This window comes from Roseibium album, from assembly GCF_965233825.1.
GTDB lineage: Bacteria > Pseudomonadota > Alphaproteobacteria > Rhizobiales > Stappiaceae > Roseibium > Roseibium album.
Genome location: NZ_OZ247583.1, coordinates 712,037 through 738,504, shown reverse-complemented (window position 1 = coordinate 738,504; position 26,468 = coordinate 712,037). Strand labels below are relative to the sequence as shown.

At 56.2% G+C, this 26,468-nt stretch carries 31 protein-coding genes; 13 read left to right on the top strand and 18 right to left on the bottom strand.

Features of this window, described 5'->3' with window-relative positions; genetic code table 11:
- Window positions 1-138 precede the first annotated feature (138 nt).
- The 3 genes from ACO6TI_RS03425 to thpR all read left to right on the top strand — a co-directional run bounded on the left by ACO6TI_RS03425 (window position 139) and on the right by thpR (window position 2,598).
- On the top strand, window positions 139-747 hold the full coding sequence (locus ACO6TI_RS03425; RefSeq protein WP_209013187.1) for an arylesterase: 609 nt from the start codon (window positions 139-141) through the stop codon (window positions 745-747).
- A 69-nt stretch (window positions 748-816) separates the two neighbouring features.
- Entirely contained in the window at window positions 817-1,869 is a 1,053-nt protein-coding gene (locus ACO6TI_RS03420) for an NADP(H)-dependent aldo-keto reductase (RefSeq protein WP_422384357.1), read from the top strand.
- A 192-nt stretch (window positions 1,870-2,061) separates the two neighbouring features.
- Window positions 2,062-2,598, top strand: coding sequence for an RNA 2',3'-cyclic phosphodiesterase (thpR, locus tag ACO6TI_RS03415; RefSeq protein WP_029062666.1), 537 nt, complete (start codon window positions 2,062-2,064; stop codon window positions 2,596-2,598).
- Here the strand turns inward: thpR and ACO6TI_RS03410 are convergent.
- Window positions 2,580-3,767 (bottom strand): glycosyltransferase family 4 protein, encoded by a 1,188-nt coding sequence (locus ACO6TI_RS03410; RefSeq protein ID WP_422384356.1) that lies wholly within the window; start codon window positions 3,765-3,767, stop codon window positions 2,580-2,582. The genes thpR and ACO6TI_RS03410 overlap by 19 nt on opposite strands.
- A gap of 83 nt (window positions 3,768-3,850) precedes the next feature.
- Between ACO6TI_RS03410 and ACO6TI_RS03405 the strand changes: the two genes are divergently transcribed.
- Complete coding sequence (locus ACO6TI_RS03405) at window positions 3,851-4,624, top strand: alpha/beta hydrolase (protein WP_196893965.1); 774 nt, start codon at window positions 3,851-3,853, stop codon at window positions 4,622-4,624.
- A gap of 9 nt (window positions 4,625-4,633) precedes the next feature.
- Here ACO6TI_RS03405 and ACO6TI_RS03400 read toward each other — a convergent pair whose 3' ends face one another.
- Entirely contained in the window at window positions 4,634-5,275 is a 642-nt protein-coding gene (locus tag ACO6TI_RS03400) for a DNA-3-methyladenine glycosylase family protein (protein WP_422384355.1), read from the bottom strand.
- A 107-nt stretch (window positions 5,276-5,382) separates the two neighbouring features.
- Here ACO6TI_RS03400 and gluQRS point away from each other — a divergent pair, with 107 nt between their 5' ends.
- On the top strand, window positions 5,383-6,267 hold the full coding sequence (gene gluQRS, locus ACO6TI_RS03395; RefSeq protein WP_196878045.1) for a tRNA glutamyl-Q(34) synthetase GluQRS: 885 nt from the start codon (window positions 5,383-5,385) through the stop codon (window positions 6,265-6,267).
- A 17-nt stretch (window positions 6,268-6,284) separates the two neighbouring features.
- Here the strand turns inward: gluQRS and ACO6TI_RS03390 are convergent, their stop codons facing one another.
- Window positions 6,285-7,259, bottom strand: coding sequence for an AEC family transporter (locus ACO6TI_RS03390; protein WP_422384354.1), 975 nt, complete (start codon window positions 7,257-7,259; stop codon window positions 6,285-6,287).
- Window positions 7,260-7,472: 213 nt separating this feature from the next.
- Between ACO6TI_RS03390 and ACO6TI_RS03385 the strand changes: the two genes are divergently transcribed.
- Entirely contained in the window at window positions 7,473-8,633 is a 1,161-nt protein-coding gene (locus ACO6TI_RS03385; protein WP_348316612.1) for a hybrid sensor histidine kinase/response regulator, read from the top strand.
- An 84-nt stretch (window positions 8,634-8,717) separates the two neighbouring features.
- Here ACO6TI_RS03385 and ACO6TI_RS03380 read toward each other — a convergent pair whose 3' ends face one another.
- Window positions 8,718-9,374 carry a DsbA family protein gene (locus ACO6TI_RS03380; RefSeq protein ID WP_196999390.1) on the bottom strand — a complete coding sequence of 219 codons (657 nt, stop codon included), beginning with the start codon at window positions 9,372-9,374 and terminating at the stop codon, window positions 8,718-8,720.
- Window positions 9,375-9,690: 316 nt separating this feature from the next.
- Here ACO6TI_RS03380 and ACO6TI_RS03375 point away from each other — a divergent pair, with 316 nt between their 5' ends.
- Window positions 9,691-10,341 carry a phosphatase PAP2 family protein gene (locus ACO6TI_RS03375; protein WP_422384353.1) on the top strand — a complete coding sequence of 217 codons (651 nt, stop codon included), beginning with the start codon at window positions 9,691-9,693 and terminating at the stop codon, window positions 10,339-10,341.
- Between the two features lie 36 nt (window positions 10,342-10,377).
- On the opposite strand, the gene ACO6TI_RS03370 is transcribed toward ACO6TI_RS03375, so the two are convergent.
- Both ACO6TI_RS03370 and ACO6TI_RS03365 read right to left on the bottom strand, forming a co-directional pair.
- A complete protein-coding gene (locus ACO6TI_RS03370; protein WP_196999389.1) occupies window positions 10,378-10,668 on the bottom strand; it encodes a hypothetical protein in 291 nt (96 codons plus the stop codon).
- 107 nt (window positions 10,669-10,775) lie between these two features.
- The gene (locus ACO6TI_RS03365; protein ID WP_196999388.1) at window positions 10,776-11,225 is read right to left on the bottom strand and encodes a low molecular weight protein-tyrosine-phosphatase; all 450 of its coding nucleotides are present in this window, start codon (window positions 11,223-11,225) and stop codon (window positions 10,776-10,778) included.
- Between the two features lie 156 nt (window positions 11,226-11,381).
- Here ACO6TI_RS03365 and ACO6TI_RS03360 point away from each other — a divergent pair, with 156 nt between their 5' ends.
- Window positions 11,382-11,678, top strand: a complete 297-nt coding sequence (locus tag ACO6TI_RS03360) for a 4a-hydroxytetrahydrobiopterin dehydratase (protein ID WP_196999387.1) — start codon at window positions 11,382-11,384, stop codon at window positions 11,676-11,678.
- 20 nt (window positions 11,679-11,698) lie between these two features.
- Here the strand turns inward: ACO6TI_RS03360 and ACO6TI_RS03355 are convergent, their stop codons facing one another.
- The gene (locus ACO6TI_RS03355; RefSeq protein WP_196999386.1) at window positions 11,699-11,926 is read right to left on the bottom strand and encodes a sulfurtransferase TusA family protein; all 228 of its coding nucleotides are present in this window, start codon (window positions 11,924-11,926) and stop codon (window positions 11,699-11,701) included.
- A gap of 189 nt (window positions 11,927-12,115) precedes the next feature.
- Between ACO6TI_RS03355 and ACO6TI_RS03350 the strand changes: the two genes are divergently transcribed.
- The 4 genes from ACO6TI_RS03350 to ACO6TI_RS03335 all read left to right on the top strand — a co-directional run bounded on the left by ACO6TI_RS03350 (window position 12,116) and on the right by ACO6TI_RS03335 (window position 15,725).
- A complete protein-coding gene (locus ACO6TI_RS03350) occupies window positions 12,116-12,925 on the top strand; it encodes a substrate-binding periplasmic protein (RefSeq protein WP_055114818.1) in 810 nt (269 codons plus the stop codon).
- Between the two features lie 117 nt (window positions 12,926-13,042).
- Window positions 13,043-13,594 carry a DUF924 family protein gene (locus ACO6TI_RS03345; protein WP_055115590.1) on the top strand — a complete coding sequence of 184 codons (552 nt, stop codon included), beginning with the start codon at window positions 13,043-13,045 and terminating at the stop codon, window positions 13,592-13,594.
- Window positions 13,595-14,028: 434 nt separating this feature from the next.
- Window positions 14,029-14,367 carry a P-II family nitrogen regulator gene (locus tag ACO6TI_RS03340; protein WP_082442488.1) on the top strand — a complete coding sequence of 113 codons (339 nt, stop codon included), beginning with the start codon at window positions 14,029-14,031 and terminating at the stop codon, window positions 14,365-14,367.
- 20 nt (window positions 14,368-14,387) lie between these two features.
- Window positions 14,388-15,725: an ammonium transporter gene (locus tag ACO6TI_RS03335; RefSeq protein ID WP_055114813.1), complete on the top strand. Its 1,338-nt coding sequence runs from the start codon at window positions 14,388-14,390 to the stop codon at window positions 15,723-15,725.
- A gap of 118 nt (window positions 15,726-15,843) precedes the next feature.
- On the opposite strand, the gene ACO6TI_RS03330 is transcribed toward ACO6TI_RS03335, so the two are convergent.
- On the bottom strand, window positions 15,844-16,959 hold the full coding sequence (locus ACO6TI_RS03330; RefSeq protein WP_158705414.1) for a methyl-accepting chemotaxis protein: 1,116 nt from the start codon (window positions 16,957-16,959) through the stop codon (window positions 15,844-15,846).
- A 322-nt stretch (window positions 16,960-17,281) separates the two neighbouring features.
- Between ACO6TI_RS03330 and ACO6TI_RS03325 the strand changes: the two genes are divergently transcribed.
- The gene (locus tag ACO6TI_RS03325) at window positions 17,282-18,502 is read left to right on the top strand and encodes an ammonium transporter (RefSeq protein WP_055114809.1); all 1,221 of its coding nucleotides are present in this window, start codon (window positions 17,282-17,284) and stop codon (window positions 18,500-18,502) included.
- A 45-nt stretch (window positions 18,503-18,547) separates the two neighbouring features.
- On the opposite strand, the gene ACO6TI_RS03320 is transcribed toward ACO6TI_RS03325, so the two are convergent.
- From ACO6TI_RS03320 to ACO6TI_RS03275, 10 genes are all read right to left on the bottom strand, one after another.
- Window positions 18,548-19,234, bottom strand: a complete 687-nt coding sequence (locus tag ACO6TI_RS03320) for an HAD family hydrolase (RefSeq protein ID WP_422384352.1) — start codon at window positions 19,232-19,234, stop codon at window positions 18,548-18,550.
- 41 nt (window positions 19,235-19,275) lie between these two features.
- A complete protein-coding gene (locus ACO6TI_RS03315; protein ID WP_422384351.1) occupies window positions 19,276-20,103 on the bottom strand; it encodes a carbohydrate ABC transporter permease in 828 nt (275 codons plus the stop codon).
- 51 nt (window positions 20,104-20,154) lie between these two features.
- Entirely contained in the window at window positions 20,155-21,048 is an 894-nt protein-coding gene (locus tag ACO6TI_RS03310) for a cation diffusion facilitator family transporter (protein WP_108874342.1), read from the bottom strand.
- A gap of 132 nt (window positions 21,049-21,180) precedes the next feature.
- Window positions 21,181-21,951 (bottom strand): DUF1223 domain-containing protein, encoded by a 771-nt coding sequence (locus ACO6TI_RS03305; protein ID WP_108874341.1) that lies wholly within the window; start codon window positions 21,949-21,951, stop codon window positions 21,181-21,183.
- 128 nt (window positions 21,952-22,079) lie between these two features.
- A complete protein-coding gene (locus ACO6TI_RS03300) occupies window positions 22,080-22,706 on the bottom strand; it encodes a DsbE family thiol:disulfide interchange protein (RefSeq protein ID WP_082442486.1) in 627 nt (208 codons plus the stop codon).
- A gap of 5 nt (window positions 22,707-22,711) precedes the next feature.
- Window positions 22,712-22,885, bottom strand: coding sequence for a heme exporter protein CcmD (gene ccmD, locus ACO6TI_RS03295; RefSeq protein WP_104702561.1), 174 nt, complete (start codon window positions 22,883-22,885; stop codon window positions 22,712-22,714).
- Window positions 22,886-22,889: 4 nt separating this feature from the next.
- Entirely contained in the window at window positions 22,890-23,657 is a 768-nt protein-coding gene (locus ACO6TI_RS03290) for a heme ABC transporter permease (RefSeq protein ID WP_055114800.1), read from the bottom strand.
- A gap of 251 nt (window positions 23,658-23,908) precedes the next feature.
- Window positions 23,909-24,580, bottom strand: a complete 672-nt coding sequence (gene ccmB, locus ACO6TI_RS03285; RefSeq protein WP_082442485.1) for a heme exporter protein CcmB — start codon at window positions 24,578-24,580, stop codon at window positions 23,909-23,911.
- Window positions 24,577-25,239: a heme ABC exporter ATP-binding protein CcmA gene (ccmA, locus tag ACO6TI_RS03280; protein ID WP_422385288.1), complete on the bottom strand. Its 663-nt coding sequence runs from the start codon at window positions 25,237-25,239 to the stop codon at window positions 24,577-24,579. The genes ccmB and ccmA overlap by 4 nt, the downstream gene beginning before the upstream one ends.
- Before the next feature lie 178 nt (window positions 25,240-25,417).
- A complete protein-coding gene (locus tag ACO6TI_RS03275; RefSeq protein WP_159100771.1) occupies window positions 25,418-26,119 on the bottom strand; it encodes a hypothetical protein in 702 nt (233 codons plus the stop codon).
- Window positions 26,120-26,468: the final 349 nt, after the last annotated feature.

Here is a 26,468-nt window from a genome sequence, read left to right as displayed (position 1 = left end):
CCTTTACAAGGGACATGATTAGCGTCTTCCTTATCAAAATCTGCCCTCGACAATTGGACGCTGTGCGACCATATGGGCCTGATGTGCCTGGTCTTCCAGTCCTGAAAGAGTTTTAGCGTGAACCAAATCCGTGTAGCCTTGTGTTTTCTGCTTTTTTGTTTGTCAACGACTGCGGTTCAATCCGCCGACCTGAAGCTTGTTGTCCTGGGAGACAGCCTGTCCGCCGGGTATCAACTCGCTCCCCAGGACGGATTTCCGGAGCAGCTGCAAAAGGCACTTGATGCAAGGGGTCTTTCGGTTGAAGTGGTCAATGCCGGTGTTTCGGGGGACACGACTTCCGGGGGACTGTCCCGCCTCGACTGGTCCGTGGGAACCGATGCCGATGCGGTGATTGTCGAGTTGGGGGCCAATGACGCGTTGCGCGGCATTCAGCCTGATATCACCCGCAACAACCTGAACGAGATCACGAGGCGATTGCGGGACCGCGGCATAGAAGTGCTGCTTGCCGGCATGCTTGCGCCCAGAAATCTCGGCCCGGAATATGCCGAGGCGTTCGATCCGATCTATTCTGATCTTGCTCAGGCACACGATGCGCTGCTTTACCCGTTCTTCCTGGAAGGGGTTGCGCTCAACCCGAACCTTAATCTATCCGATGGCATGCATCCCAACGCGGATGGGGTTGCGATCATTGTTGAGAATATCCTGCCGAAAGTGGAGGAGCTTTTGGCAAAAGCCTCGTCTTCCTGAGGGTTCTTTCCTGGCCACTCAGTTTTCTGGCATGCCGGATACCCTATTCAAAATTCGAAGGAATTCCTGATGGAACAGCGCCGTCTTGGCCGCACCGATGTGCAGGTGAGTACCCTTTGCCTTGGAACAATGACCTTTGGCGAACAAAATTCGGAAGCCGAAGGTCACGCGCAGATGGACTACGCCTTTGAAAAAGGTATCAATTTCCTTGACGCCGCCGAACTCTATCCCATCCCGGCTAAGAAGGAGACGCAAGGGCGGACAGAGCGGATCATCGGAACCTGGTTCAGAAATTCCGGCCATCGAGACCAGGTGGTCCTGGCAACCAAGGTTGTCGGCAGGACCGTCATGGACTGGTTCCGGGACAACAGAGAAAAAGGTGAGTTGAACCGGAAGCAGATCGAGTTTGCGGTCGACCGCAGTCTCAAGAACCTGCAGACAGATTACATTGATCTCTATCAGATCCACTGGCCGGACCGGAACGTTTCCGGTTTCGGCTCCAATCCGTCGCGCTGGCAGGATGCAGAAGCGGTTGAAGATGAAAACAGCATCCAGTCGACGCTGGAAATCATGGGTGATCTGGTCAAGGCGGGCAAGGTTCGGCATATCGGTGTTTCGAACGAAAGCGCCTGGGGAACGATGCGTTATGTCACGACCTCGGAACTTTACAATGTACCCAGGATCGCTTCCATCCAGAATGCCTACTCAATGGTAAACCGGACCTTCGAGACGGGTCTTGCCGAGGTGTCAAGACGGGAAAATGTCGGCCTGCTGGCCTATTCGTCACTGGCGCAGGGGTACCTTACCGGAAAGTACCGTGACGGAGCCTTGCCGACAGGCGCGCGCAAAACCCTTTTCAACAAAATGCAGCGCTACGAGCACCCTCGTACCTTCGAGGCAGTGGACGCGTATTGCGCTTTGGCGAAGGAAGCCGGTCTCGATCCGGCACAGATGGCAATTGCATTTGCAAAATCGCGCAGTTTCATGACATCCGTGATTATCGGAGCAACGCGGATGGAGCAGCTTGAAACGGATATTGCCGCTGCTGATCTGTCATTGAACGAAGACGTGCTTGGCAAAATCGATGCGATTCATCAGGAATTCGGCAACACGGCACCGTAAGAGATTGCTGCGCAAAATCTCTCAAGAGAATCACTTCCAGCCGATTTGCCAAATTGACCTTCGATCAATCAAGTTGGCCGACATCGCCCAATCCGAATTCCGATTCAGCGTCAAAAACTTATATTTTTGTCTTGCGATTTTCATGAAGTTGATTCCTCATGGCTTTTGTCAGCGACAGCGGAGGGAGTACCCATGCCGCGCCTATTTACAGGCCTTGAGATACCGTCCCAGACGGCGCTCTTGCTCTCAATGCTCCGGGGAGGCCTCCGGGGCGCTCGCTGGATTGATCCAGAGAACTATCACCTTACCTTGCGTTTTATCGGCGATATTGACGATCGAACTGCCGACGAGGTGGCGGCTGCACTCGACCGTGTCCGTCGTGAGCCTGTGGAAATCCGGCTGAACGGCCTCGGGTCGTTTGGCAATGGAAAGCCGCATGCGGTGTGGGCCCGGGTCGAACCAACGGCTCAACTGGCCGAGTTGCAAGCCGAACAGGAGCGGATCCTGCAGCGACTGCAACTCCCTCCCGAAAGGCGCAAGTACATTCCGCATGTGACCATCGCACGCTGCAAAACGTCGACCAACGAAGACGTTGCAAAGTGGCTCAGCGAACACGGAAATTTTCAGGCGGAACCCTTTGTTGCCGGGCGTTTCGTGCTGTTTTCGGCCAAGTCGAGTGTCGGAGGCGGCCCTTATCTGGTCGAGGAGGCCTACCCGCTCGCAGCGTGATCGAGGAGGCCGGCATAGACTGCAAGCGTCCTTGAACACATTGTCTCGACGGAAAAGTTCTGCCGGACATGGGCAAGAGCTCTCGATGTCATCGCCTGTCTTTCCTCAGGCAACTGGGTGAGAGCCGTTCTCATGACGTCAGCAAGTGCTGCTTCCTCTCCCGGCGCGACCCGCCAGCCGGTGCGTTGATCTTCTTCGACTTCCGGTGGGGCGAGCACGGTTTCGGGCACCGCGCCGTGATTTGACACTATCACGGGTATGCCTGCCGCCTGGGCTTCGACGGCCGCACGGCCAAAAGCCTCAGGTTCTACGGAGGCCACCACGGACAGATCTGACAACGCCAGCGCTGCCGGGACATCCGTGCAATGGCCCACGAGACGGACCTGATCCCCTAGTCCTCTGTCTGCAATCGTCTTCTTGAGTTCGGAGACATAACCGTCGCGTCCCTGTGCATCGCCCGCCAGGATGGCAATCGGCTCGTCGAAGCCCCATTCCTTCAGGATCGCCATCGCCTCGACAAGGACTTTCTGACCTTTCCAGGCTGTCAGACGGGCCATGTTCAGTACAATCGGATGTCCGGAGGGTATGCCCCAGCTGTCTTTCAGAGCCTGCTGCCTCAGTGCACTGACATTTTCGGGATTAAGGCCTTTCAGGTCGGACCCGCGCGGGATCACGGTAATCTTGTCACGGGCGAACGGATGACGGGTCCTGATCAGATTCGCGATAAAATTCGAATTGGCGATGACTGCGTCCCCGCGGGCCATAACCGAATTATAATACGCTTTCAGGGAATTCGACTGATTATAGGTGCCATGGTAAGTCGTCACGAATGGTGTACGCGTGCGCCTTGCCGCGCGAAGGGCGGACCATGCCGGTGCCCGGCTGCGTGCGTGAAGGATGTTTACCTGCCGCGCTTCTATCAAGTCAGCCAGACTGGCGGCGTTCTTCCAGAGTGTCCACGGGTTCTTTGACTTGACCGGCATCACCACATGTTCCGCGCCAGCCGCTTCCAGTTCGGCGACCAGTTGTCCGCCCTGGCTGACGACCAGTGCGGTGCCGCCGGCTTCGACGATTGCATTTGCAACATCAAGCGTCGTTCTTTCCGCACCGCCGGAGTTGAGATCCGGGATCACTTGCAACACGGTTGTTGCGGGAGGAAGTTGACTCAATTCGGATCTCCGGAGAGCTTTTCTAACTGGGGAAGCTGTGCCAAATGGCGGGTTGGGAAAAAAGAGTGAATGAGAGCCTTAGTATGGGTGTGCAGGAACCGCAATTCATCCAGGTCGGAAAAAGAGACAAGACGCGCAGTATTGCTGTGAACGTCGTTTCCGGCAAGGACCCGACACTGCTCTGGTTGTCCGGGTTCAAATCCGACATGACCGGCACCAAGGCCGAGGCTGTTGCGGAGTACGGGCAAAGCAGGGATCAGGCAGTGGTTCGCTTCGATTATTCCGGTCACGGCCGTTCCGGTGGCGACTTCGAGGATGCCTGCGTTTCCGACTGGCTGGAAGAGGCGGAAGCCGTCTTCGACAGGTTTTGCAAGCGGGACACCATCCTCATAGGATCGTCGATGGGCGGCTGGATTTCACTCCTGCTGGCGTTGAGCCGGAAGCCAACCGGCAGAATCAAGGGGCTCGTTCTGATCGCGCCGGCCGTTGACTTCACTGAAGAACTGATGTGGAAACAGCGCTTTACCGATGAGATTCGCGAGGCGATCCAACAGGATGGGCGCTGGTCGCAACCATCGGATTACGCCGACGAGCCTTACGTCATAACCGGAAAGCTGATCGAGGATGGCCGTCGTCACCTGCTCCTTGACCGGGACATTCATCTCGGTGTCCCGGTCACGATCATTCAGGGCGCACAGGATCCGGACGTCCCGGCAAGTCACGCGCAACGTCTGGTCGAGGCGCTTCCGCGAGAGGATGTGACCTTCAGCCTGGTTCCCGACGGAGATCACAGGCTGTCCCGGCCACAGGATATCGAATTGCTCCTGCGTTCGATCGGGGAAATGTCGGGAGACTGAATGGGAACCTCAGACCGGCAAGGTTTCCCGGCCCTGTTTCAGCACCCGATACCACGCCCAGAAGAGCCTTGCGGCGATGGCCCGGTTCGGCGCCCATCGCAAGGCGATGTCATCGAGCTCCTTCGGGGTCGGCTTTTCATCAAGATCGAACGCGTCGCGCACCGCTATTTGCAACGCAAGATCGCCGCTTGGAAATATGTCGGGGTGACCGGCGCAAAACAGGAGGAATATATCAGCGCTCCAGCGTCCGATACCCTTGATGGCGCATAGTTGCGCGTGTGCCTCGTCGGCGGGGCTCTCAGTAAGCCTGGCCAGGTCCAGCCCATTTTCACAGGCGGCTGCGACGGCGCGAAGGGTTCTGACCTTCGGACGGGACAAGCCCGCACCGGCCAGGTCTTCGTCACTGAAGGATGCCAATGCTTCAGCCGTCAAGGGAGTGACGAGCGCTTGAACCCGTTGAAAGATCGCTGTGGCGCTGGCAACAGAAACCTGCTGGGCCGTGATGATCTGCGCCAATCCTGCAAAGTTTGCCGCGCGTCTGCGCAATGGCAGTTCGCCCGCTTTGCCCGCGATCGGCTTCAGACGGGGATCATTAGCGATCAATTCCCTCAAACCTGCCTGAACATCGTCTTTCGTTGCAATCGGTTTCATCGTGTCACTCAAGTTTTCTGCTCTTGCACCGCCGGCCGGGAATGGTAGTTATACCGACGGTCATGGTTCATGACCTCGCCTGCGTCAACCCGGTCCCGTCTCTTCAAATGTCAAAGCCCGTATTCCGATTTGCGCCGTCGCCAAATGGCCATCTGCATATCGGTCACGCGCTTTCCGCATTGTTGAATGTCCGCGCTGCCGTGGCCTTCAATGGCCGCTTTCTGGTGCGGGTTGAGGATATTGACCAGACGCGATGCACACGGCAGCTGGAAAACGACATGTTCGAGGACCTCGCATGGCTTGGCCTGCCGCTGGAAGGACCGTTCCTGCGGCAATCGGAAGTCTTTCCCGAGTACCGTGCGTCCCTTGAACGACTGCAGGATATGGGGCTCGTGTACGCAGCCTATCTGACAAGAGCGGAAATCCGGCGTTTCGTGTCGGATTATGAAGCAACTGGAAAGGCATGGCCGAAAGATCCGGACGGGGCGCCCCTCTATCCGGGTGACAGCACGGTGCTTTCACCCGAAGAGGTGCAGACCCGCAAGGAGAGTGATGAGACCTTCGCTCTCCGGCTCGACATGAAAAAGGCGCTGAGCCGGGTCGGAGAAGATCTGACCTGGGAGGAGGCCGGAGCAGAAGGGCCGTCCCTGTTTCAGCCTTCACGGCAGGTTCCTGTCGATGCGGCTGCGTGGGGAGATGTCGTTTTGGCGCGCAAGGACACGCCCACAAGCTATCATCTGTCTGTTGTCGTCGATGATGCCCGGCAAGGGATTACGGACATACTGCGCGGCGAGGACCTCTATCACGCGACAAGCGTTCACAGGGTTCTTCAGGAACTGCTTGGCCTGCCACAGGCCCGCTACCGGCACCACCGGCTTGTTCTTGGACCGGATGGCCGCAAGCTTTCGAAATCCAGCCAGGATACAAGCCTGAGATCGTTGCGTGCGGCCGGATTGACTCACGCGGAACTTCGCAAGCGCATTGGTCTTTGAACGTTTCGGACTTTCCGCTAGCCGAGTTCGGGCCCGAACCACAAACCCAGGAACCAGATCCACAAGCTCGTGGTCACGATGGCGCTCAGGGTGGTCATCGTAATCGCATTGGCCGACATTGCATGGCCAGTGCCGTTGCGGTTTGCGAAAATGTAGGCATTCACACCCGTAGGACATCCTGCTGCAAGCGTGGCGGCGGCGATCCATAAAGGCGGCAACTGAAACAGGAAAGTGCCGGCCAGAAAAACAACTGCTGGCATGACGAATATCTTGATCGTTCCAAGAAGAAAGCCGGGCAAGACGTTTCCGCGAAGACCGTATTGAACAAGGCTCATGCCGAGCGAGAGCAGGGCAAGCGGAAGGGCCGTTGCCGCTATCCGGTCCAGGATGTCTTCGCCGATGTCCGGGATCGACAGGCCCGTTTGCCGCCAGGCAAATGCAAGGGTGATTGTGACGATCAGCGGATTGGCGATCACTTTCCGGCCGGCGTCCAGAAAGAGCCTGCCGATCGGTGGACTGGCTTCACCACTGTCGATGGCTGCAGTCCGTTCCATTGCAATCGCCATGACGACAGTCATGGTTGCCAGGTGAATCGAAATGATCAAAAGTACGGGGATCAGGCCCTTGTCTCCATAGACGGCCGAGACAACGGGCATTCCAACCAGCAACAGGTTGGCGTAGGACGCGGAAATGCCACCGATGGCGCCAGCCCGGGCTTCCCTGCCGAAACCTTTTCGGATGACCAGCGTTCCAAGGATCCAGGCTGCGCCCACTCCGAGAAAGTAACTTGCCCAAAGCGAGAGCGGAAATCCACCCGAGAGGTCGGCGTGGATCAGGGAGCGGAAGACGAGAACCGGCAACGCGACTATGAACACGAATTGGCCGAGTGCGTCGCCGATGGCCTGATCGAGAACCTGAAATCGTGCAAGGCAGTAACCGATACCGATCAGCAGGAAAACCGGTGCGACGATTGATAGGGTTTGTGCAAGCATCTGTAGTCGTGCCGGGATCTGAAGCGAAATCTGGACGGGTTGGGATCAAGACCGTGAAGTCAAATTGCGGTTGGCAATTGTTTTTAGGGGATTGGATCGCACGCCGCCAGCCTTCAAAGTGAAAAGGATAGAGGACGATGCGCTTTGCCGTCTAACTGGCAGAGGCAGCCGGGTATGTTCGATTGCCTCGTCCATCAGGAGGAAATGCGCCCAATGAAGGATCGTGAACAGGACAACGTCAGCCTCGCACTGTTGGCTCATGACCTCAGAACACCGCTATCCGCGATGCGGCTTACTGCCGAACTGATCGGCAACGGACCGCTCAACGAAGATCAGACTGAGAAACTGTCGATCCTCATAAAGTCGATCGATGCCTTGACGGCTCTAACCGGAGAACTGGTGGCAACGACTGATGCGGAGCCCGGATCCGGGCCCGTCTTTCAGCGTGTTTCCGATGTTGTTCAGGACTGCGCGGACCTTTTCCGGGTTGCGGCGGAGGAAAAGCGCCTTGACTTCGAGGTCCGGATCGAGGACCGGGCAAGCGGTATTGAGACCGGACATCCCGCTGAATTGCGCCGGGTCGTCGCTGCCCTGTTGGACAATGCCGTGAAATATACCGAAGAAGGCGCCGTCCGGATCTGCGTTGATCAGGTCGGAAACTCGGATTCAGGTGGATCTGATGCTGGCGGCCAGGATTGGGTCTTGATTTCCGTTGTCGATACCGGACCTGGAATCGGCGCCGAGGAGGCAGCCCATCTTTTCCAGCCATTCAGGCGTGGCCGACATGGCCTTGCCGCCGGTCCGGGGGCCGGACTTGGATTGTGGGGCGCCGATCGACAGTTGCACGCGCTTGGAGGTGAACTCGTGCTGGTCGATTCCAATATGGAAGGATGCAGGTTTGATATCCGCCTTCCTCTCAACAAGCGGAAGAAGGTTCCAACTTCCGAGGCGCGCATGGACCGGGGCTCACCGGAACTGGAACACTCTGTTGCGGTCAAGACCCATGTCCTGATCGTGGACGACAATGATACGAATTGCAGATTGCTTTCCGCACTTCTGGAATCCTTTGGATGCAGTTACGAGGTCGCGAAGTCGGGGGATCAGGCGCTCTCGCTTGTGAAAAGTAACCACTACGACCTTGTCCTGATGGATCTGAACATGCCTGGCAAGAACGGAATTGAAACTGCCAGGGAAATCAGAGCGGCTCCCGGTGGCTCGCTGCTGCCGCTTGTCGCGGTCAGTGCGGCTCTTGAAACGGTTGGCGAGGGCGAGTTGCGTGAAGCCGGATTTGTGGAGACCGTTTCCAAACCGATATTGCCGGCGGATCTTTATGCCGTTCTGGAACGGTCAATGCGGCGCACTGGTGCGGATTGATATGGAACTGTCTGCCAGGAAGTCATCACATGACCTGGAGGGACGGCGGGTCCGGCATCAAAAAGGTCCAATGCCCGTCCAGCCTCAAGACTGGGCAGCCTTTTCCAGGGCCTGCTCCATCCGATCGTCACCCCAGTAGAGGTCTCCGTTTTCCAGGACGAAACTGGGTGCACCGAAGATCCCGAGCTGTTCAGCTTCCGAAACCGCTGCTCTCAGCCCAATCTTGGTTCCGGATGATCTCGACTCCTCGAGCGCCTCTTTGACCGGGGCACCGGCTTCGAACAGAAGATCCACCATCAGACCTTCGTCCGAAATGTCCAGACCTTGACCGAATTGCGCCACATAGACTGCTCGCGTAAAAGCTCCGATCCAGGGCTGCTGACGACCACCATAGGCTATTCTGGACGCAAGCAGGCTGTGCTGGGGAAACGGAACGGGCATTGTGAACGGCAAGCCGTATCGTTCGCATTGCCTTTCCATGTCCTGCCACATGTATCGGCCCTTTGCCAGATACAGGTTGAACGGGGACGTGTCCCATCCCTGCTTCTTGAATATGGGTCCAAGCAGAAACGGGCGCCACGCAATGGCGACATTGCTGTCACTTGCCAGTGTCTGCACGCGCATTGCCGAAAGATAGCTGTAGGTCGAAGCGAACTCATACCAGAATTGCACAACAGGCCGCGGGTCAGGTCGCAGCGAGACTATTTTTGAATCTGCAGACTGATTGGACTGGCGGCTCATTGACACCTTGTGATACTCCGCAAACGCCTTTGTCTGAATCTTTCGGGGATTGGACAGGCGCGGCAGATACGTTAGATCATGAGTTCTCTAGTTGGTCTGAAAAACAAAAATGAAACAAACCGATCCTCTCAAGAATAGCCCGACGTCCGGCCTTCGCAAGTTGATAGGCTCTTGTCTCGCACGCCCTATGATTGCGGTCGGGTTGTATGTCTGTGCAGTATCACTGTTTTTCCTGATTTTTCCAAATGTCGATTTTTGGGCAAGCGGACTTTTTTATTCCGAGATATCCGGGTTCTGGGCCAGCAATGAACCATTTTTGCGCAAGGTCAGGCACCTGGGGCCGTTTCTTGTGCGCGTGATCGCCGTGTCATGCGTCGCGGTGTTCGTTCTAAAACTCCTCGTACCTGGCCGGCCACCGATCATGCCGTTGCGCCAGCCGGTCTTTCTCTTGTCGACACTCATTCTCGGACCGGGCATTCTCGTCAATGCGATCCTGAAGGATAACTGGGGGCGACCGAGACCGCGATATGTCGAGGAGTTCGGCGGCGATCTGCCTTATCAGCCCGTCTGGAAAATCACGGACTACTGCGACAGCAATTGTTCATTCGTCTCCGGCGAGGCCTCGGCGGCCATCTGGCTGACGTCCATAGCCTTTCTCGTTCCTGCAACCTGGCGCAAGGCAGCCCTCGCCTTCCTTCTGCCGCTTTGCCTGGTCCTGTCTGTCAACAGGGTCGCATTTGGCGGGCACTTCTTTTCAGATACGCTGATTTCCTGGGGGGTGACGCTGCTGTTGATACTTGCCGTCCATCATTTGCTCTACCAGCGGGTACCACCTGTTGTCAGCGACCGGAAGCTGGATGAATGGTTCACGGTAAAGGGGCGGCGCCTGCAACGGCGCGTGCATCGCCTGGTGCTGCGCGCCCGCGCCATGCTGCGCTCTCTCGTCCGCAAAATTTCAGACACCTAGCTTTCAGATAGCATTTCGCTGCGTAATTCACGGGGTTCAGGTCCGGTTTTCCGGATTGTGCGGATGCCTTGTGTCGCGTGGACGCGTCCTTTTCAGGATACGGGCGAAGCGGAGTGGGGATCTGTTTTCCACCCAGGAGATTGCATAGTTCAACGGGGGGGTCTCGCGGCGACGCTTGCGAAGATGTCGGGCAGCGGTGCGGCTTGTCCCGACAATGACGATCAGACCCAGCGCGAGCAGGGGCACGCCGGTTGGAATAGGAAGCCAGACCGTCGCCAGTCCAAGCAAAATCAAAACGGCGGCCAGTGACCACCAAAAGATTTTCATTTTTGTGCCGAGCTCAAAAAAACCTGAACGCCATACATACCGTGGGCAGCAAGAAGGATTTATGAAAGGGACATGTCAAAATCTGGCAGTCGCGTTCCACCTTGCGATCAGACAATACTGTCCAGAAATTCGACACAGCCTGACCGAATGAGACTGAACACGTCTTCGAAGCCTTCCGGGCCGCCGAAAAACGGATCGGGCACATCCATTGGGGGAGTGTTCAGCAACAGGCGAATTTCCGCGCTGGGCCGGCCGCTCATCGTTGCCAGCGTTTTGAGGTTGTTGCCGTCCATTGCAAGAATTGCGTCGAAGGTTTCAAAATCCGACTTGCGGACCTTGCGAGCACGTTGAGCCGAAATGTCAATGCCATGTCTGAATGCAATCTCGATTGACCGCTGATCCGGCGGATTGCCAACATGCCAGGGACCGGTCCCCGCGGAATCCACTTTGTACTGGCGGGCAAGCCCCGCATTGCCGATCAGGTCCTTGAATATCCCCTCGGCCAGTGGAGACCGGCATATGTTTCCTAGGCAGACAAACAAGACATTCCGGGTCAATTCGCTCTCCGCCGTTCAAACTTAGGACACCGTGCTGCCAGACCAGGGCAAATGCAATCCCGTAATTCAGGGTTTGTCGTCGCCTTCGCGCTGTCACCCATCTACAGTAACAACGCCTTCGGAGTCTTTGGGGGTTTCGAATCACAGGAGGATCAGATGGTTGAGCGACTGAAACCGGAAGACCGGGCCGCAGGTCTCAATTCATTGCCGGATTGGCATTTGTGCGAAGGACGGGAGGCAATCTTCAAATCCTTCAAGTTCAGGGATTTTCGGGAAGCGTTCGGCTTCATGACGCAGGTTGCGCTCGTTGCCGAGAAAATGAACCATCATCCCGAGTGGTCAAACGTCTACCGGACAGTTGATATCACGCTGGCAACCCACGACGTCGGCGGCCTGAGCGACCTGGACCTGGAACTGGCCCAAGAAATCAATCGTATTGCGTCACCTGCCTGAACTTTCGTTGACGCACATGGTCAGCCACCCTTTGACAACAGGAAACGGTGACCGAAATCGGTGCGTTCGCGCGCGAGAAGTGCGTGACCGTTTTCCTGGCAGAAGTGGGGAATATCTATTTCAGCCATAGGGTCGGTTGTGAGGACGACCAGATGGTCTCCCTCCGCTAGCCGGGTCATGGCCTTTCGAGTTTTGAGCGCCGGGAGGGGACATTTCAGTCCCTTCAAATCAAGTGTGGTTTCAGACACCAAGGATTTTCCATTAACTCTATGCTATATTACTTCAGGCCAAGTTATTTCAGATACGTATCATTTTCCAATCATTCAATCGGATTTAATGGTTCGCGACTAGAAAAAGTCTGATCGAATTTTTGAAGAGCCTGGGGATCCGGACATTGAATCCGTCAGGCGTAAACTGTTTGGCCTTTGGGGGCTCTAGTGAGCGTTGGGCGTTGGACAAAGCTGGTTGCGGTGACCTGGACTCTTCTGATTTCAGTGGCGCCGGTTCGGTCCGAACCAACTGAAATTCAAATCGTAACGCAAAGCTTTGCACCTCTCCAATGGGACAATGACGGCAATCCGGACGGCTATGTGACGAATTTCATGTTGACCGTGTTCGAAAGGGTCGGCGAGCGACATCAGGTGACAGTGGGGTCGTTTGAATTCATGCCCTGGAAAAGGGCGATGCTGACTGCCCAGACGACTCCGGGCGTCATGCTTTTTTCCCTGTCGCGCACGCCGGACCGCGAAGACAAATTCCTGTGGCTTGGAGAAGTTTCACCTTACGGCCAGTATCTCTACCAACTCGGAACAAAACCGAAGATCGATGTTGAAACGATCGCGGACCTGAAAGACCACGATGTGAAAATCGGTGTCCAGGATGGTGGAAACATGCACCACTATCTGACGGAGTTGGGCCTTGAAAAGTCCGGAAACCTTGTGCCGATTACCGATTACAAACAGGGGATAGAGATGCTTTATCTGGAAAGGATCGATCTTCTGCCACTCACGGGATTTCTTGCTGAAGCTTCCGCCTGCAAGCAGGGATATGACGGGTCCCTGCTGCAACCCGTCGTGTTCATAGAGGACCTGGCCAAACCGTTATGGGCCGTCTTCAGCAGGGGAACCGATCCGGCACTGACCGAAGCAGTTCGCGAGGAAATGTCCGTCTTGAAGAAAAGCGGTTATCTGGACGAAATCACCGAATTGCACAGCGCCAAGTGGCAGAAACTCGCCTGCGGAGACTAGTTGCAAGCCAGCGGCCCTGTCCCTGTCCTCAATTGAACAGAACAAAGAACTTGCTCATCAAGTTTCCGCGTGGTGGGAATAAGCAGTGCGATCAACAGCCCGAACGGAAAATTTGCAATGAGCGACAAGACGATAACGCCGTTGGATGTGCTTGATTTCTGGTGGCAGGCAGGACCTTCAAAGTGGTTTTCCGGCGACGCCAAATTTGACGTCAAGTGCCGTGACCGGTTCCAGAATGCTCTTGAAGCTGCAAAGACCGGTGCATTGGATCACTGGCGCGAGACCGCGGACGGGAGCCTTGCACTGCTGCTTCTGCTTGATCAGATGTCCCGGAACATCTACCGCGGAACTCCGGAAGCGTTTTCTTCGGATCCGATGGCTGTTTCCGTTGCGACGGAAGCGATGGAAAAGGGCTTTGACCGCGCCTTTCCGAAGGAAGCAAGAGGGTTCTTTTATCTGCCGTTCGAACATTCGGAAGACATGGCGCACCAGGAAAAGGCCGTCGATCTGGGCAGGTTGCTTGGTGACAAGGAATTCTATCACTACGCCCTGATCCACATGGATGTTATCCGCCGTTTTGGCCGTTTTCCTCATCGCAACAAGATCCTTGGCCGGGAGTCGACGCCAGACGAAGATGCCTTTCTCAAGGACGGTGGCTTCTCCGCCTGACAATGCGTCGCCGAACAGTTGCCTGATTGATCGGACCTGGTTACCGCCGGAATTGCCGGGCCCGCAGATCCAGGGGATCCCGGGCCCGTTTTTTGCCCAATCCCAGTTTGCATAAATATTAATCAACGCGATTTTTGCTGGTTATTTTTTAATCAGACCATCTGCCTGCAAATTCAGCGAACACACACGGGCAGCTTCCCTGACTCACTGTTTCTCTCATCAACTATCTGAAAAATAACAACTTTGTTTTCGCTATCGCAAAGTTGGCACGGTCCTTGATTATCAAGTCCCGACGCCCGTCCGGTTTTTCAGACCATGGCGTGCCAGCGACCTGAAACATCCTTCCAGAGGGGACAATAAACAGGCCAGGCACCGGGACAGGCTGCAAGGTTCCTTCGCAGGGAAGGGGCGAAAGAAGGGGAATGGTACGAGCAATGAAAACAGTGATGGCCATCATAAAGCCGTTCAAGCTCGACGAAGTGCGTGATGCCCTGACAAGCATCGGCATCCAGGGACTGACGGTGACCGAAGTAAAAGGCTATGGCCGCCAAAAGGGGCACACCGAAATTTACCGCGGTACGGAATATGCCGTGAGCTTCCTGCCGAAGCTGAAAATCGAAGTCGCAGTCGATACCTCAGCTGTCGAGAAGGTAGTCGACGTCATCTCCGGCGCGGCCAAAACAGGTCAGATCGGAGACGGGAAAATATTCGTTCATACGATCGATCAGGCTGTGCGCATTCGCACCGGCGAAACAGACGCCGAAGCTCTGTGATTTAGGTAAGGAAACGTATTATGAAAAGTATCGCTGCTAAGTGCGCGACAGCGCTTGCCGTGTTGAGCCTGTCGGCTCTCCCGGTTTTGGCTCAGGACGCGACGGCTGCACCGGAAACTCCGGCCGTTTCTCCGGAAGTCGCCTACATCTTCAACACGCTCTTGTTCCTCATTGGCGGCTTTCTCGTCATGTGGATGGCGGCAGGATTTGCCATGCTGGAGGCAGGTCTTGTCCGTTCCAAGAACGTTTCGATGCAATGCCTGAAGAACATCACACTCTATTCCATCGCGGGCATCATGTTCTGGGTCACAGGCTATAACCTGATGTACACCGGTGTCGACGGCGGTTTCATCGGGTCGCTCGGTCCGTACTCTTTTGATCCTGTCGGCGGTGATGCGCTCGATACAGGCTATTCCACCGCTTCCGACTGGTTCTTCCAGATGGTCTTCGTGGCCGCGACTGCCTCTATCGTATCGGGAACAGTTGCAGAGCGCGTAAAGCTGTGGCCCTTCCTGATCTTCACAGCGATCCTGACCGGTTTTCTCTACCCGATTTCCGGTTCCTGGCAATGGGGTGCCGGATGGCTGTCCGAGATGGGTTTTTCCGATTTTGCCGGATCCACGATCGTTCACTCCGTCGGTGGCTGGGCTGCGCTCTCCGGTGCCATCATTCTAGGTGCGCGTAAAGGCAAATATGGTGCGGATGGCACAGTTCATCCATTCCCGGGTTCATCCATGCCGCTCGCAACGCTTGGTACGTTTATCCTCTGGCTCGGCTGGTTCGGCTTTAACGGTGCTTCGCAGCTTGCGATGGGCTCCATCAGCGATGTGACCGATGTTTCACGCATCTTCGCCAATACCAACATGGCGGCTGCTGCCGGCGTAGTGGTTGCCGTCATCATGACCCAACTGCTTTACAAGAAAGTCGATGTTACCATGGCGCTGAACGGCGCACTCGCAGGCCTGGTTTCGATCACGGCAGAACCGCTTGCTCCGAGCATGTGGGCAACGCTCTTCATCGGTGGTGTCGGCGGTGCGATTGTTGTCCTTGCCGTTCCGGTGCTCGACAAGTTCAAGATCGACGATGTTGTTGGCGCTATCCCGGTTCACTTGCTGGCCGGTATCTGGGGAACCCTGATTGTTCCGTTGACGAATGGCGATGCATCCTACGGCACGCAGATCACCGGGATCGCTGCCTATGGTGCCTTCACCTTCGTGGCCAGCGGTATCGTCTGGTATGTCCTCAAGGTTACCATCGGCATACGGGTATCCGACGAAGAAGAAGCGCTTGGTCTCGACAAAGTCGAAATCGGTGTGGAGGCCTATCCGGAATTCGGAACGGGATCCCAGCGTCTTTGAGCCTTTCAGGACGCTGAATTAAAATCTCCCAGGCGGTCTATTGGCTCGGACCGCTAACTGGAAACCCGGGGGCGACCCCGGGTTTTTTTTGGGGGGCGCATGGAGGTACGAACGCCATTCAGGCCGGCTGTTGCAGTCGTTCGGCGACTTCCTGAACCGTTTCGGAAGCGCGCTGCGCGAGTTCGATGTTCCGGGCCGAGCCCTTGATAGCGTTTTCAGTGTCCTGACGGATCTTGTGAAGGTTCGTCGAAACTTCATCAAGCGCCATCGTTCTGTCAGTCATTTGTTTCGATGTTGCCTCGTTGCGACATGTCAGATCGCTCAGATAATGCTCAACTGATGAAATCTGTTCGAGACTGTTTGCACTTTGCGTATCGGAAAGCTGCAGTTTTTCTCTTGCGGTTTCGACAAGCTGGCGCGTTTCGGCAAGCGATCGCGTCATTTCCGAAAGGATCGTCGCAATCGATTCAACTGCCTTCTCGGTCGACCCGGCGAGTACCTTGACCTCGCCCGCTACGACAGCAAAACCCTTGCCGGCATCTCCGGCACGGGCCGCCTCGATTGTGGCGTTGAGAGCAAGGAGGTTGGTTTGCGCGGAGATCGACGAAATTTCCTGCGCGAGGGTTTCGATGTCGTTGAACTTGTGGGTGAGGTCGCTCGTTGCCGTGTTCAGATGACCGATCAATTCCGCGGCACCGATACAGGTCTGTGAAATTGACTGGATACCTTCACGGGCTTCGGTAATCTTGCCCCCTGCATTGACAAGATCTTGCGTACAGCTTTGCGCCTGGGTTCCGACGGAATGGAGATCCTCCTGGATCTGTTCCGCGGTGGAAATCAAGTCAGCAAGAAAGTCCGCCCGTTCCTTGCTCGCCGTGTTTACGGCCCGGGCGTTCTCGCCTATCTGGGAAACGACTGCCCAAGCTTCTTTGAGCTGTTCGATGTCGACATCGGTGGGCAAATCCCGATCATTGCCAGAAGAGAGGTGGATTACGTCCGTACTATCTCGAGGTTCGCTTTCATGATCAGTCGCTTCCTGCCCGGTCTTGTTTGCCGGATCCCTGGTTTTAAGTGTCAGATAGGCACTGACAAGCGAAACCAGAAACGGCACTACCGTTGAAAGAAGCGCCTGCCAGACAACCAGTTCGGCATTTCCGAAGATGGCATCCACCTGATTGATAATTGTCAGTATCGACCCGACGACAATCGCCGTTATCAAGGCTCGCTTGAACATTTGACTCAGCCTTCTCCTCGCAGCGGCAGCATGATCGGATAACATGGTTAATACTGTGAAAACCGGTCGATCGGCTTCCATTGTTATCGAGTGCATTGAGGCACCGATGCGTGAGGGAATCGTCGACGCATAAGAAGTGTTCAATTGATTATTTTTTATGCGATATAGACATAATCATATGCAGGCAAGATTGGTTTTATGTTCGCAAAACTGGCTGTTTTCAGCCCTTTTTTTCGGCATTTGCCTGTTTGGCATGCAAATTGAATTCCTCATGACCCAATAAGCAAAATCTAATGGCATTCTGCCTAACTGGGGGGCAATCATGAGTAATTCTGCTGTCGGTGGAGACGTCTTTTTCGTGCTGGTCGGAGCGATCCTCGTCTTCGCGATGCATGGCGGTTTCGCATTTCTCGAAGTCGGAACGGTGCGCCACAAAAACCAGGTCAATGCACTGGTCAAGATCCTGGTCGATTTCGCACTTTCAACGGTTGCCTATTTCTTCGTGGGCTATGCTTTTGCCTATGGCACGACGTTCTTCGTGAATGCGGCGACCCTTTCGGGAGGCGGAGGAGGATTTGAACTTCAGGGGCTAACGCTGGTGAAGTTCTTCTTTTTGACGACATTTGCAGCGGCGATACCAGCCATCATCTCCGGCGGAATTGCCGAACGAATGAAATTCTGGCCGCAATGTGCCGCAACTGTCGCGCTTGTCGGGATCGTTTATCCCCTGTTCGAAGGGGTTGTCTGGAACGGAAATTTCGGACTTCAGTCCTGGCTTGAGGCACAGTTCGGGGCTAGTTTCCACGATTTCGCCGGATCCGTCGTGGTGCATGGGGTTGGCGGATGGATTGCCCTTGCCGCCGTCATGCTCCTGGGTGCAAGACGCGGGCGATACGACCGAAACGGCCGCCCGATCGGTATTCCGCCGTCGTCCCTGCCTTGGCTTGCCCTGGGTTCCTGGATGTTGTGCGTCGGCTGGTTCGGCTTCAATGTCATGACGGCGGGAGCGCTGGAAGCGGCGTCCGGTCTGGTGGCGATCAACTCGCTGATGGCGATGGTCGGCGGCATTCTGGTTGCCCTGATTGTCGGCAAGAATGATCCCGGATTTGTTCACAACGGTGCGCTTGCCGGTCTCGTGGCGGTCTGTGCCGGTTCCGATATCATGCATCCGGTCGGCAGTCTGATCGTCGGGGGTGTCGCCGGCGCCATTTTCGTGACAGGGTTCGAATACTGCCAGAACAAACTGAAAATCGACGATGTTCTGGGCGTATGGCCCTTGCACGGGATCTGTGGCGCCTGGGGTGGCCTTGCGGCGGGTGTCTTCGGGCTGGAGGCCCTTGGTGGGCTTGGGGGCGTCTCGCTGATCTCGCAGATCATCGGAACACTGCTGGGTGTCGGCTATGCCGCGGGTGCCGGATTTGTTGTCTATGGCATTCTCAAGTCAACCATGGGACTGCGCCTGTCCGAAGAGGAAGAATATCAGGGCGCAGACCTGTCGATCCACAAGATCGGTGCCAATCCGGAAGCAGATCTGGGACGGTAAATCTGTGCCCCGGGGAGTGGTTTTGCCGCTCCCCGCATTCATCAATCACTCAGATGGGCTTTTTGAATTGAAAAGAAGCCCGGCCAGGTCATCATGGCTGTCGACCACCTTGTGGGCGCCCGCTTCCAGAAGCTGTTCCGTATGTCCTTGATGGCTGTGGCCACCGCCTACAAATCCCCAGACAGTCATGCCTGCCGCAAGACCGGCCTTAACGCCATTTGCGCTGTCTTCTATGACGAGGGCGGTTGCTGCATCCACTCCAAGCCTGCTTGCCGCATGCAGAAACAGATCCGGTGCGGGTTTGCCGTTGGCGACCTGCTCGCCTGAATAGATGTGAGGTTCAAAATAGGCATAGAGCCCGGTGTGCTGCAGTTTGTGGATCAGCCGTTGCAGGCGTGAGGAAGACGCCACCGCCCTTGGTCCCTCGTGAATATCGAGAAACTGTTTGATCCCGGCAATCTCGGAGAGTTCCCGGTCGATCCGTTCCATTGTGGCGGTGTCGAGTTCCGAGCCGAAGGATTCCGGCAAGGGACCCTTGCCGAGTGCACGGTGGTCGCGATCGAGCTCTGCCCAGAAATCGTCGCTGCCAAGGCCCTGGAACCTGTCCATGTACTCGTCAATCTCATAGTCAAGTCCAATCCTGGCCAGATGCTCGCGCTCAACACTGACGTAGATCTTTTCCGAATCGACAAGGACGCCGTCGCAATCAAACAGGATCGCTTCAAATGCCATACGGTAGTCGCCTTTTCCTTTTTTCGAGGCAGATGCCTGCATTAGTGAGAGCCGTCATACAGTCCTTTAACGACCTGTCTTTGAAACAAGATGACAAGAAGTGACGGTGGGATGACGGCCAATATCGCAAGCATCAGTCCAGGCAGACTTGCGCGTCCGAAAAACTGCATGCCCCTGACCAGGGTATAGGTTGCTTCTTCGGACGTGACGATCACCGGCCAAAGATACTGGTTCCAGCCGTTCACGAACAAAACAAGAAAGAGTGCTGCTGCGGTCGGGACCGACAACGGCAGAAGGATATCCTTGAAGAACTTCCAGCCTCCTGCACCGTCGAGCCGGGCAGATTCCAGCAGTGCGTCGGGGACCGTCAAAAGAAACTGCCTGAAAAACAGGGTTCCCAGCCCGGAAGCGACCAGTGGCAGGACAAGGCCGGTCCTTGTGTTGACCAGACCGAGGTCGGCGACGACGGCATAGGTGGGCAGAAACCGGGATTCCAGCGGCAGCATCAGCGTGAGCAGCAAAACGGCAAAAATCGCACTGGCAAACCTTATTCTGAAATAGACCAGGGCATAGGCCGCGAACAATGACGTCAGCACCTTCAAGGTAGCAAAGCCAAATCCGAGCAGGAAGGAGTTCCAAAGCATCGCCACGACGGTTACGTCCCCGGAAAAACCCGCGGTGGACGTGATGAAGCCGCCGTAGTTCTGCAGCAGAGCCGCGCCCGGATCGAGGCGCGGCATCATGGGGCTGCCGGGCGGATGTGTGGTTGCGGCAAAAAGCGAATAGACCGGCAGGCTCATGACGAGGGCGCCGGTGATCAGGATCAGATGGTCGGCCAACTGTGCGGTGCGCCTCTGCAAGCCCGGCATCAGAAATCTGTTCCTGTCAGTTTCATCATGTGCCCTTCATGAGAGGTTGCCCTAAACAACGACAATACCCGAGTGCTTGGCCTTGTATTCCGGTTCCACGTGAATGGTGACATGCGCACCGGGGACACCTTCGGTGATGGCTTCTTCTATCCTGTCGCAGATTTCGTGTGCCGACTCGACAGACATTGTCCCGGGAACCACGAGATGAAAATCGACAAAGGTCGACCGGCCTGCAATCCGGGTTCTCAGATCATGTGCCTCCAGTGCGCCTTCGCCATGTTCGGAAATCTGGATGCGGATTTTTTCAAGAACATCGGCCGAAACGGCTTCGTCCATCAGTCCGCCGACAGATTCCTTGACCAGTTCCCAACCTGACCAGAGAACCGTCAGTCCAACGAGCAGGGCCAGCGCTGGATCGAGGATATGCCAACCGGTCAAAAGCGCCAGGACGACGCCGACAAGCACACCGATGGAACTCAGCACATCCGTCATCAGATGCTTTCCATCGGCAACGAGCGCCGGGGATCTGGCATTTTTTCCGTAATGCATCAGATAACGCGCCCAGGCACCATTAATTACCGCAGCCAGCAGGTTCATGCCGATACCGACAGCCGAAAATTCCGGGTTGTCACCTTGTGTAAACCCGATCCACGCCGCCCTGAAAATGGAAATCGCGGCCAGCACAATCATGACGCCGACCAGAACGGCTGCAAAATATTCCGCCTTGTCGTGACCATAGGGGTGATTGCTGTCCGCAGGTTTTGAAGCGAACCAGATGGCAACGAGGGCGGCTATGGAGGAGGCAATGTTGACGGTGGTTTCCAGCGCGTCGGAAAGCAATGCGACCGAGTCGGTGAGCACGTAAGCGCCGGTTTTCAGCCCCAACACCAGGATGCCGATGAAAATGCTGATGACGGCAACCCGGATCCTGATCTTAAGGTCCATTCACTTCCCTGTCGCGCTGATCAAGCCGCGGCAAGGGGTATCAGTTTTTGCGCAGGTTACAAGGGAATGGAGGCGTTAATCCTGCACTTTCTGCAGAGAAAGCCAAAGATCATCAGCCTCCGAACACCGGCGTCAGAGACCGTCACGCCAATCCATCACGGCTGCTCCGATTATCTTGCCCGGGCCGTCGTGATCCTCGATCTGTACCAGGATCGCACAACGGGCATCGCCTTTCAGCATGAGCTTGGACTTCGGCATGCGGAAGGTTTCTTCTCCACCTTCCCAAACACCGATTGGCTGAAGATTGCGGACCACGTTGACATACTTGATCTTTCGGCCCGCGTTTTCACCACGCCCGATATCAACGGTTGCCTCGTCCTCGATCCGCAGAAAGTAAACCGTTGCCATTGCGCCTTCCGGCAGACTTCCATCCACCTTGGCCTGGACAACCATGTCGGAAATCTTCAGTTCGACATCGGCGGTGAAAGGTTCTGCGCGGTCGAGTGCGGCGCGAACATCCCTTTCCCTGCTGCCGACGACGTGCTCTTCGCCATTGATTACCATTTGCGGCGTATAGACCGACCTGTCGCCCCTTCGCGTGGCATAGGTGCGCTGTCGCTGCGAATGAACCGGACTGGCAAAGGTGTCTTTCCAGCCGAGATAGTCCCAGTAATCGACCGGCATCAGAACAGTCAGTACTTTCGGATCTTCTTCAACAAGCCGTTCTGCAAGCTGATCTGCAGGCGGACAGGAAGAGCAGCCCTGACTTGTGAAAAGTTCAATCACCTTCTGCGGCTGTGCATCGGCAGTCTGGACTGCTGCAATGACGCCTACTATTCCGGCTACGGCAATAAAGCTCTTTCGGAAAGCCTGCCGCGCTTTCCGATATGTGAGACCCACCATTTGGCTCGTTTCCTTTTTCGATTGCACGTAAAATATGCAACTTGGCTTTCAATCGCGAGTCACGAGCCGGTGACATTGGAGAGTATGGTCAATATTTCGCGGGAATGTGACTACAGCCGGTCCCTGCGTTACCGGCCTGCAGCAATCACCTTGTTCAACTCTGGCAGAAACACGTCCCGGTAGGAAGTCGGACTGAGCGGTCCGATGAACTTGTACCGGATTGTGCCTTCCTTATCGATGACGAAAGTCTCCGGCACACCGTATACACCCCAATCGATTGCGGCCCTGCCGGCGTTGTCAGCACCGATCCGGCTGTAGGGATTGCCAAGGCTGCCCAGAAAACGGCGGGCGTTTTCCGGTTTGTCCTTGTAGTTGATACCGAGAAGCTGGATGCCGTCGACCTTGGCGAGTTCTTCCAGCAGCGGATGCTCCTGCCGACAGGGGACGCACCAGGAGGCGAAAACGTTCACAACGGATATCTTGCCGAGCAGGTCTTTTCGGGAAAACCCCGGAACCGGAGTTCCGTCCCTGGAGATACCTTCAACAGCACTCAACGAGAAATCAGGTGCGGGCTTGTTTATCAACGCCGAAGGAATGGTCTGGGGGTCGTTGCCCATGGTGAGCTGAAACAGGAACAGGCCCGCAAGTGCAATGAACACGATCAACGGTAACAGGACAAAAACTGGAAAACCGCGTTTTTTTGCCGGTTTGTCGGAACTCTTTTCAGTCGCGAGGTCGGTGTCGGATGCACTCATCTTGGTTATCTGCTCTCGTGATCCCGCCGGGCACGGGATATGCCCTGCTCGGCCAGTTCCTTCAGGGCGCGTTCCTGGTTGGCCTTGTCAATCCTGACCCAGGCGACCAAGACAAGGACGGTCAGAATACACAGAGCGTATGAGGCAATGATGAAGCCGGCATGTGTTCCAAGTTCCATTGGTCTACTCCGCTGGCTGCGCCGTTGCGGCAGCAGTTCCCGGCCGGGATACGCTCGCCGCGCGCATGCGCAGGGCGCGCACGCGGCGGCGCAGGATTTCGTTTCGCATTGCCATCAGATGGAGGACGAAAAACAGGAGCGTGAATGCGACCGCCATGACCAGCAGCGGCCACAGAATATCCGGATGGATGGTTGGGCCATCCATGCGCACTACGCTCGCCGGCTGATGCAAGGTGTTCCACCAGTCGACAGAAAACTTGATTATCGGCAAGTTGAGCGCTCCGACAAGCGTCAGAATGGCAGCAGACTTGCCCGCCTTAATGGGGTCATCCATTGTCCGCCAGAGTGTCATCAGGCCGAGATACATGATCAAAAGGACCAGGACTGACGTCAGGCGCGCATCCCAGACCCAGTAGGTGCCCCACATCGGTTTGCCCCACAGCGAGCCGGTGACCAGCGCCATGAAGGTGAAGGCCGCGCCGATCGGAGCGGCGCTCTTGGCGGAAACATCCGCCAGCGGGTGCTTCCAGACGAGGGTGCCGATCGATGAGATCGACATAACCGTGTAGCACATCATGCAGAGCCAGGCGGCCGGTACATGGATGTACATGATCCGCACGGTGTTGCCCTGCTGATAGTCCTCCGGTGCCGTGAAGAAGGCCATGTACAGGCCGGCAGCAAATGCGAGGACACAAAAACCGATCAGCCAGGGCAGAACGACCTGCACCAGCCTCAAGAACCGCGTCGGATTTGCATAATCCCAAAATGCCATAGCGTCTTACTTACTTTACTCTCCCGCCGCCTTCAATGCACCCAAGCGTCGCAGATCGCATTGCGTTTGATCAAGAAGGGGTGAGGGCCTGTCCGAAACAGGGAACCCGTGCGAAAATCATCCAAACTGAATTGACGTCATCCTGCACGGGAATTCGTGACCCCCATGCATTGCCGGGCCGGACAGAAACAAGCGCCACCACCCGATTGGCCCGTTGGCAGGTTTCGTGTTCCCAGGTTCGTACAAAATTCCTAATCTGCCGAAAACCGCAAGGCGGCTGCCGACGCGATAGGACCAACAACAGCGGCGATCAGCGTAAGGGCACACAGGATCAGAAACGGTGTCAGGAAGGGAACCGGATCGTGTATGGCCGCGTCCGCCGAACTGACCCCGAAGATCAGAACCGGTATGGCAAGGGGGATCACCAGAACGGCAAGCAACAGGCCTCCCCTGCGCAATGACACGGTAAGGGATGCCCCGATAGCGCCGATCAATGTCAGGGCGGGCGTCCCCACCAGCAGTGTCAAAGTAACCGCACCCATGGATACCGGATCCAGATTGAGAAAGATTGCCAACAAGGGGGCCGCAACGACCAGCGGCAGCCCGGTTGCGATCCAGTGTGCCAGGCACTTGATCAGGATCACCAGTTCCAGAGGCCTGCCGGCCATCATCATCAGGTCCAGCGTGCCGTCCTCCCGATCGGCCTGAAACAGCCTGTCGAGCCCCAGAAGCGTTGCCAGGAGCGCGCCGATCCAAAGGATGGCAGGGCCAATGCGCGCCAGGAGGTTGAGGTCCGGGCCGACGCCGAACGGGATGACCGTAACGACGGCGAGGAAAAACAGGACGCCGACAAGAGCGCTGCCGCCGATGCGAACGGAGAGGCGCAGATCACGCTGAAACAAGGCCATCGCCCAACCCGTCATAGCAAGGCCTCCTGCGGAGCTTGTTCGGCGGGATCAGCAGCCTGAAGATGCAGTGTTTCGACACGGTCGAGCACCAATTCGGTGTGGGTGGCCGTGACGATCAGGCCGCCTGACGCGAGGTGATCGTTCATGATCCCGAGAAGTTGCTGTTCGGATGCCTTGTCGAGCGCGGAAGTCGGTTCGTCCATCAGCCAGACGGGACGCGGTGTGACCAGAAGGCGCGAGAGGGACAGCCGGCGCCTTTGCCCGGCCGACAGATATGCGGCAGGCAGGTGGGCCGTGTGGCCGATGCCAAGAGTTTCCAGGACCAGCGAGGGGGAAAGGGTCGAGCCGGTAAAGCCTTCACAAACGGATGCGGCGGCAAAGTTCTGCCAGAAACGCAGGTTCTCCAGAACGGACAAAGCCGGTTTGACCGCATCCTGATGGCCGAAATAGTGCGCCTGTTCCTGGGGGAGCCTGTCTGTCTCACCACCTTCCAGGCGGATCGTACCCGCGGCAAGTGGAACCAGCCCGGCAAGCGTGCGCAGCAGCGACGACTTGCCGATGCCGTTGGCGCCGGTCACGACCAGTGCCGAGCCTTGCGACAGGGAAAAGGAAAGGTCCTGAAACACCCGGCGCCCGCCGCGATCAATGGTCAGATTTTCGGCGATGAGTTTCAGAAGGCTGCTCCGCATGAATTTGAACGTTTGTCTTGTTAGTTCTGCGCGCAGATATCATGCAAGCAAATTCGGCAGCCTTAATCTTTATCAAGTCGATGGTGTTTCCCGCAGATGGTTGTCATCGGCGCGTGCCGGATCAGGTCTGAAGGAGTGCGGCGTGAGAGGCGCAGTGTCCCTGCTATTCAAAAACGGCTTCAATCTGATCGATACCTGCGCCTTCCTTGATTTCCCGAAGCCGGATGTAAATGAGGCTGGTGACGATACACAGGTAGCCGATCATGAGCGCGAACGCGACCAGGGAAGACGCGAATGACAGGATGGCGCCGAGGGTTTCTGATGCCAACGATGCGGTCAGCGTCACCAGAAACGTGAAAATCGAAATCGCGATCTGAATTGCGATGCTGCACAATCCTGCCAGGAAAATGGTTCCAAGAACCGGAAATCGATAGCCTCTTGTAAGCGCGATACTGCGCTTCAGACTTGAGAACCCGGCTTTCTCAACGACAGCAACGGCCGGCATGAGGGAGCAGGCCGCGACCGTCCAGAAGTAAACAACGAAAAAAACCGGAAATGTGAAGAACGTCAGGAGCGATGAAACTGAGCTTAAAACGGAGATTGAAACCCAGACCAAAAAGAGAGCTGCGCCCATCGCGATGGTCAGCAACGCAATAACCGGTGCAGCCGAGAGAGTTGGCTTGAAATAGCTCGAGGCCTTCACCGTTCGAAAAGACTTCGCGTCATATGCAAGCTTGTTCACGGCCGCGGCCGACACGGAAAAGGCTGCACACATCGCGAAAAGTGAAATCGCGAAGTAAGTCAACAAGACCGGCCAGTCGAATTGCGGTGCCTCTAGATCCAGCATTTGATTGTTGCCGATCATGAAACCAATCGGCAGGAAAAACAAAATCACTGGTACCGCTGATGCGACAATCACGTGAACAATGTTTTTCAGGAGAATAGAAAAACTCTCCCCGATCACGGTGCCTGTGCCAAGCGGCGGCCGTGGCTCAATCCCAGAGTTGACAGGTATATCCAAGTGTTGCGCTGAAGGGGCAGCTTTGGTCGGCTTGATGCTCGGAGTTCGCAATTTGGAGTTGCTCGCTAATGGTTGTTGGTCGCAGCATCTGCCGTGTTTCTGTTTTCCGCCTGATTTGCGCAAGGCGGTTCACATTCGAAGGTTTCTTTGAAGCAGAATTGGTTGTCCAGGTTTTAAACCGTGCCGGTCTGAT

Coding starts and splice junctions, on each gene's coding strand:
- ACO6TI_RS03420 (WP_422384357.1), top strand. CDS start 817: ATGGAACAGCGCCGTCTTGGCCGCACCGATGTGCAGGTGAGTACCCTT.
- thpR (WP_029062666.1), top strand. CDS start 2,062: ATGCCGCGCCTATTTACAGGCCTTGAGATACCGTCCCAGACGGCGCTC.
- ACO6TI_RS03405 (WP_196893965.1), top strand. CDS start 3,851: ATGGGTGTGCAGGAACCGCAATTCATCCAGGTCGGAAAAAGAGACAAG.
- ACO6TI_RS03400 (WP_422384355.1), bottom strand. CDS start 5,275: ATGAAACCGATTGCAACGAAAGACGATGTTCAGGCAGGTTTGAGGGAA.
- gluQRS (WP_196878045.1), top strand. CDS start 5,383: ATGTCAAAGCCCGTATTCCGATTTGCGCCGTCGCCAAATGGCCATCTG.
- ACO6TI_RS03390 (WP_422384354.1), bottom strand. CDS start 7,259: ATGCTTGCACAAACCCTATCAATCGTCGCACCGGTTTTCCTGCTGATC.
- ACO6TI_RS03385 (WP_348316612.1), top strand. CDS start 7,473: ATGAAGGATCGTGAACAGGACAACGTCAGCCTCGCACTGTTGGCTCAT.
- ACO6TI_RS03380 (WP_196999390.1), bottom strand. CDS start 9,374: ATGAGCCGCCAGTCCAATCAGTCTGCAGATTCAAAAATAGTCTCGCTG.
- ACO6TI_RS03370 (WP_196999389.1), bottom strand. CDS start 10,668: ATGAAAATCTTTTGGTGGTCACTGGCCGCCGTTTTGATTTTGCTTGGA.
- ACO6TI_RS03360 (WP_196999387.1), top strand. CDS start 11,382: ATGGTTGAGCGACTGAAACCGGAAGACCGGGCCGCAGGTCTCAATTCA.
- ACO6TI_RS03345 (WP_055115590.1), top strand. CDS start 13,043: ATGAGCGACAAGACGATAACGCCGTTGGATGTGCTTGATTTCTGGTGG.
- ACO6TI_RS03340 (WP_082442488.1), top strand. CDS start 14,029: ATGAAAACAGTGATGGCCATCATAAAGCCGTTCAAGCTCGACGAAGTG.
- ACO6TI_RS03335 (WP_055114813.1), top strand. CDS start 14,388: ATGAAAAGTATCGCTGCTAAGTGCGCGACAGCGCTTGCCGTGTTGAGC.
- ACO6TI_RS03330 (WP_158705414.1), bottom strand. CDS start 16,959: ATGTTCAAGCGAGCCTTGATAACGGCGATTGTCGTCGGGTCGATACTG.
- ACO6TI_RS03325 (WP_055114809.1), top strand. CDS start 17,282: ATGAGTAATTCTGCTGTCGGTGGAGACGTCTTTTTCGTGCTGGTCGGA.
- ACO6TI_RS03320 (WP_422384352.1), bottom strand. CDS start 19,234: ATGGCATTTGAAGCGATCCTGTTTGATTGCGACGGCGTCCTTGTCGAT.
- ACO6TI_RS03315 (WP_422384351.1), bottom strand. CDS start 20,103: ATGCCGGGCTTGCAGAGGCGCACCGCACAGTTGGCCGACCATCTGATC.
- ACO6TI_RS03310 (WP_108874342.1), bottom strand. CDS start 21,048: ATGGACCTTAAGATCAGGATCCGGGTTGCCGTCATCAGCATTTTCATC.
- ACO6TI_RS03305 (WP_108874341.1), bottom strand. CDS start 21,951: ATGGTGGGTCTCACATATCGGAAAGCGCGGCAGGCTTTCCGAAAGAGC.
- ACO6TI_RS03300 (WP_082442486.1), bottom strand. CDS start 22,706: ATGAGTGCATCCGACACCGACCTCGCGACTGAAAAGAGTTCCGACAAA.
- ccmD (WP_104702561.1), bottom strand. CDS start 22,885: ATGGAACTTGGAACACATGCCGGCTTCATCATTGCCTCATACGCTCTG.
- ACO6TI_RS03290 (WP_055114800.1), bottom strand. CDS start 23,657: ATGGCATTTTGGGATTATGCAAATCCGACGCGGTTCTTGAGGCTGGTG.
- ccmB (WP_082442485.1), bottom strand. CDS start 24,580: ATGACGGGTTGGGCGATGGCCTTGTTTCAGCGTGATCTGCGCCTCTCC.
- ACO6TI_RS03275 (WP_159100771.1), bottom strand. CDS start 26,119: ATGATCGGCAACAATCAAATGCTGGATCTAGAGGCACCGCAATTCGAC.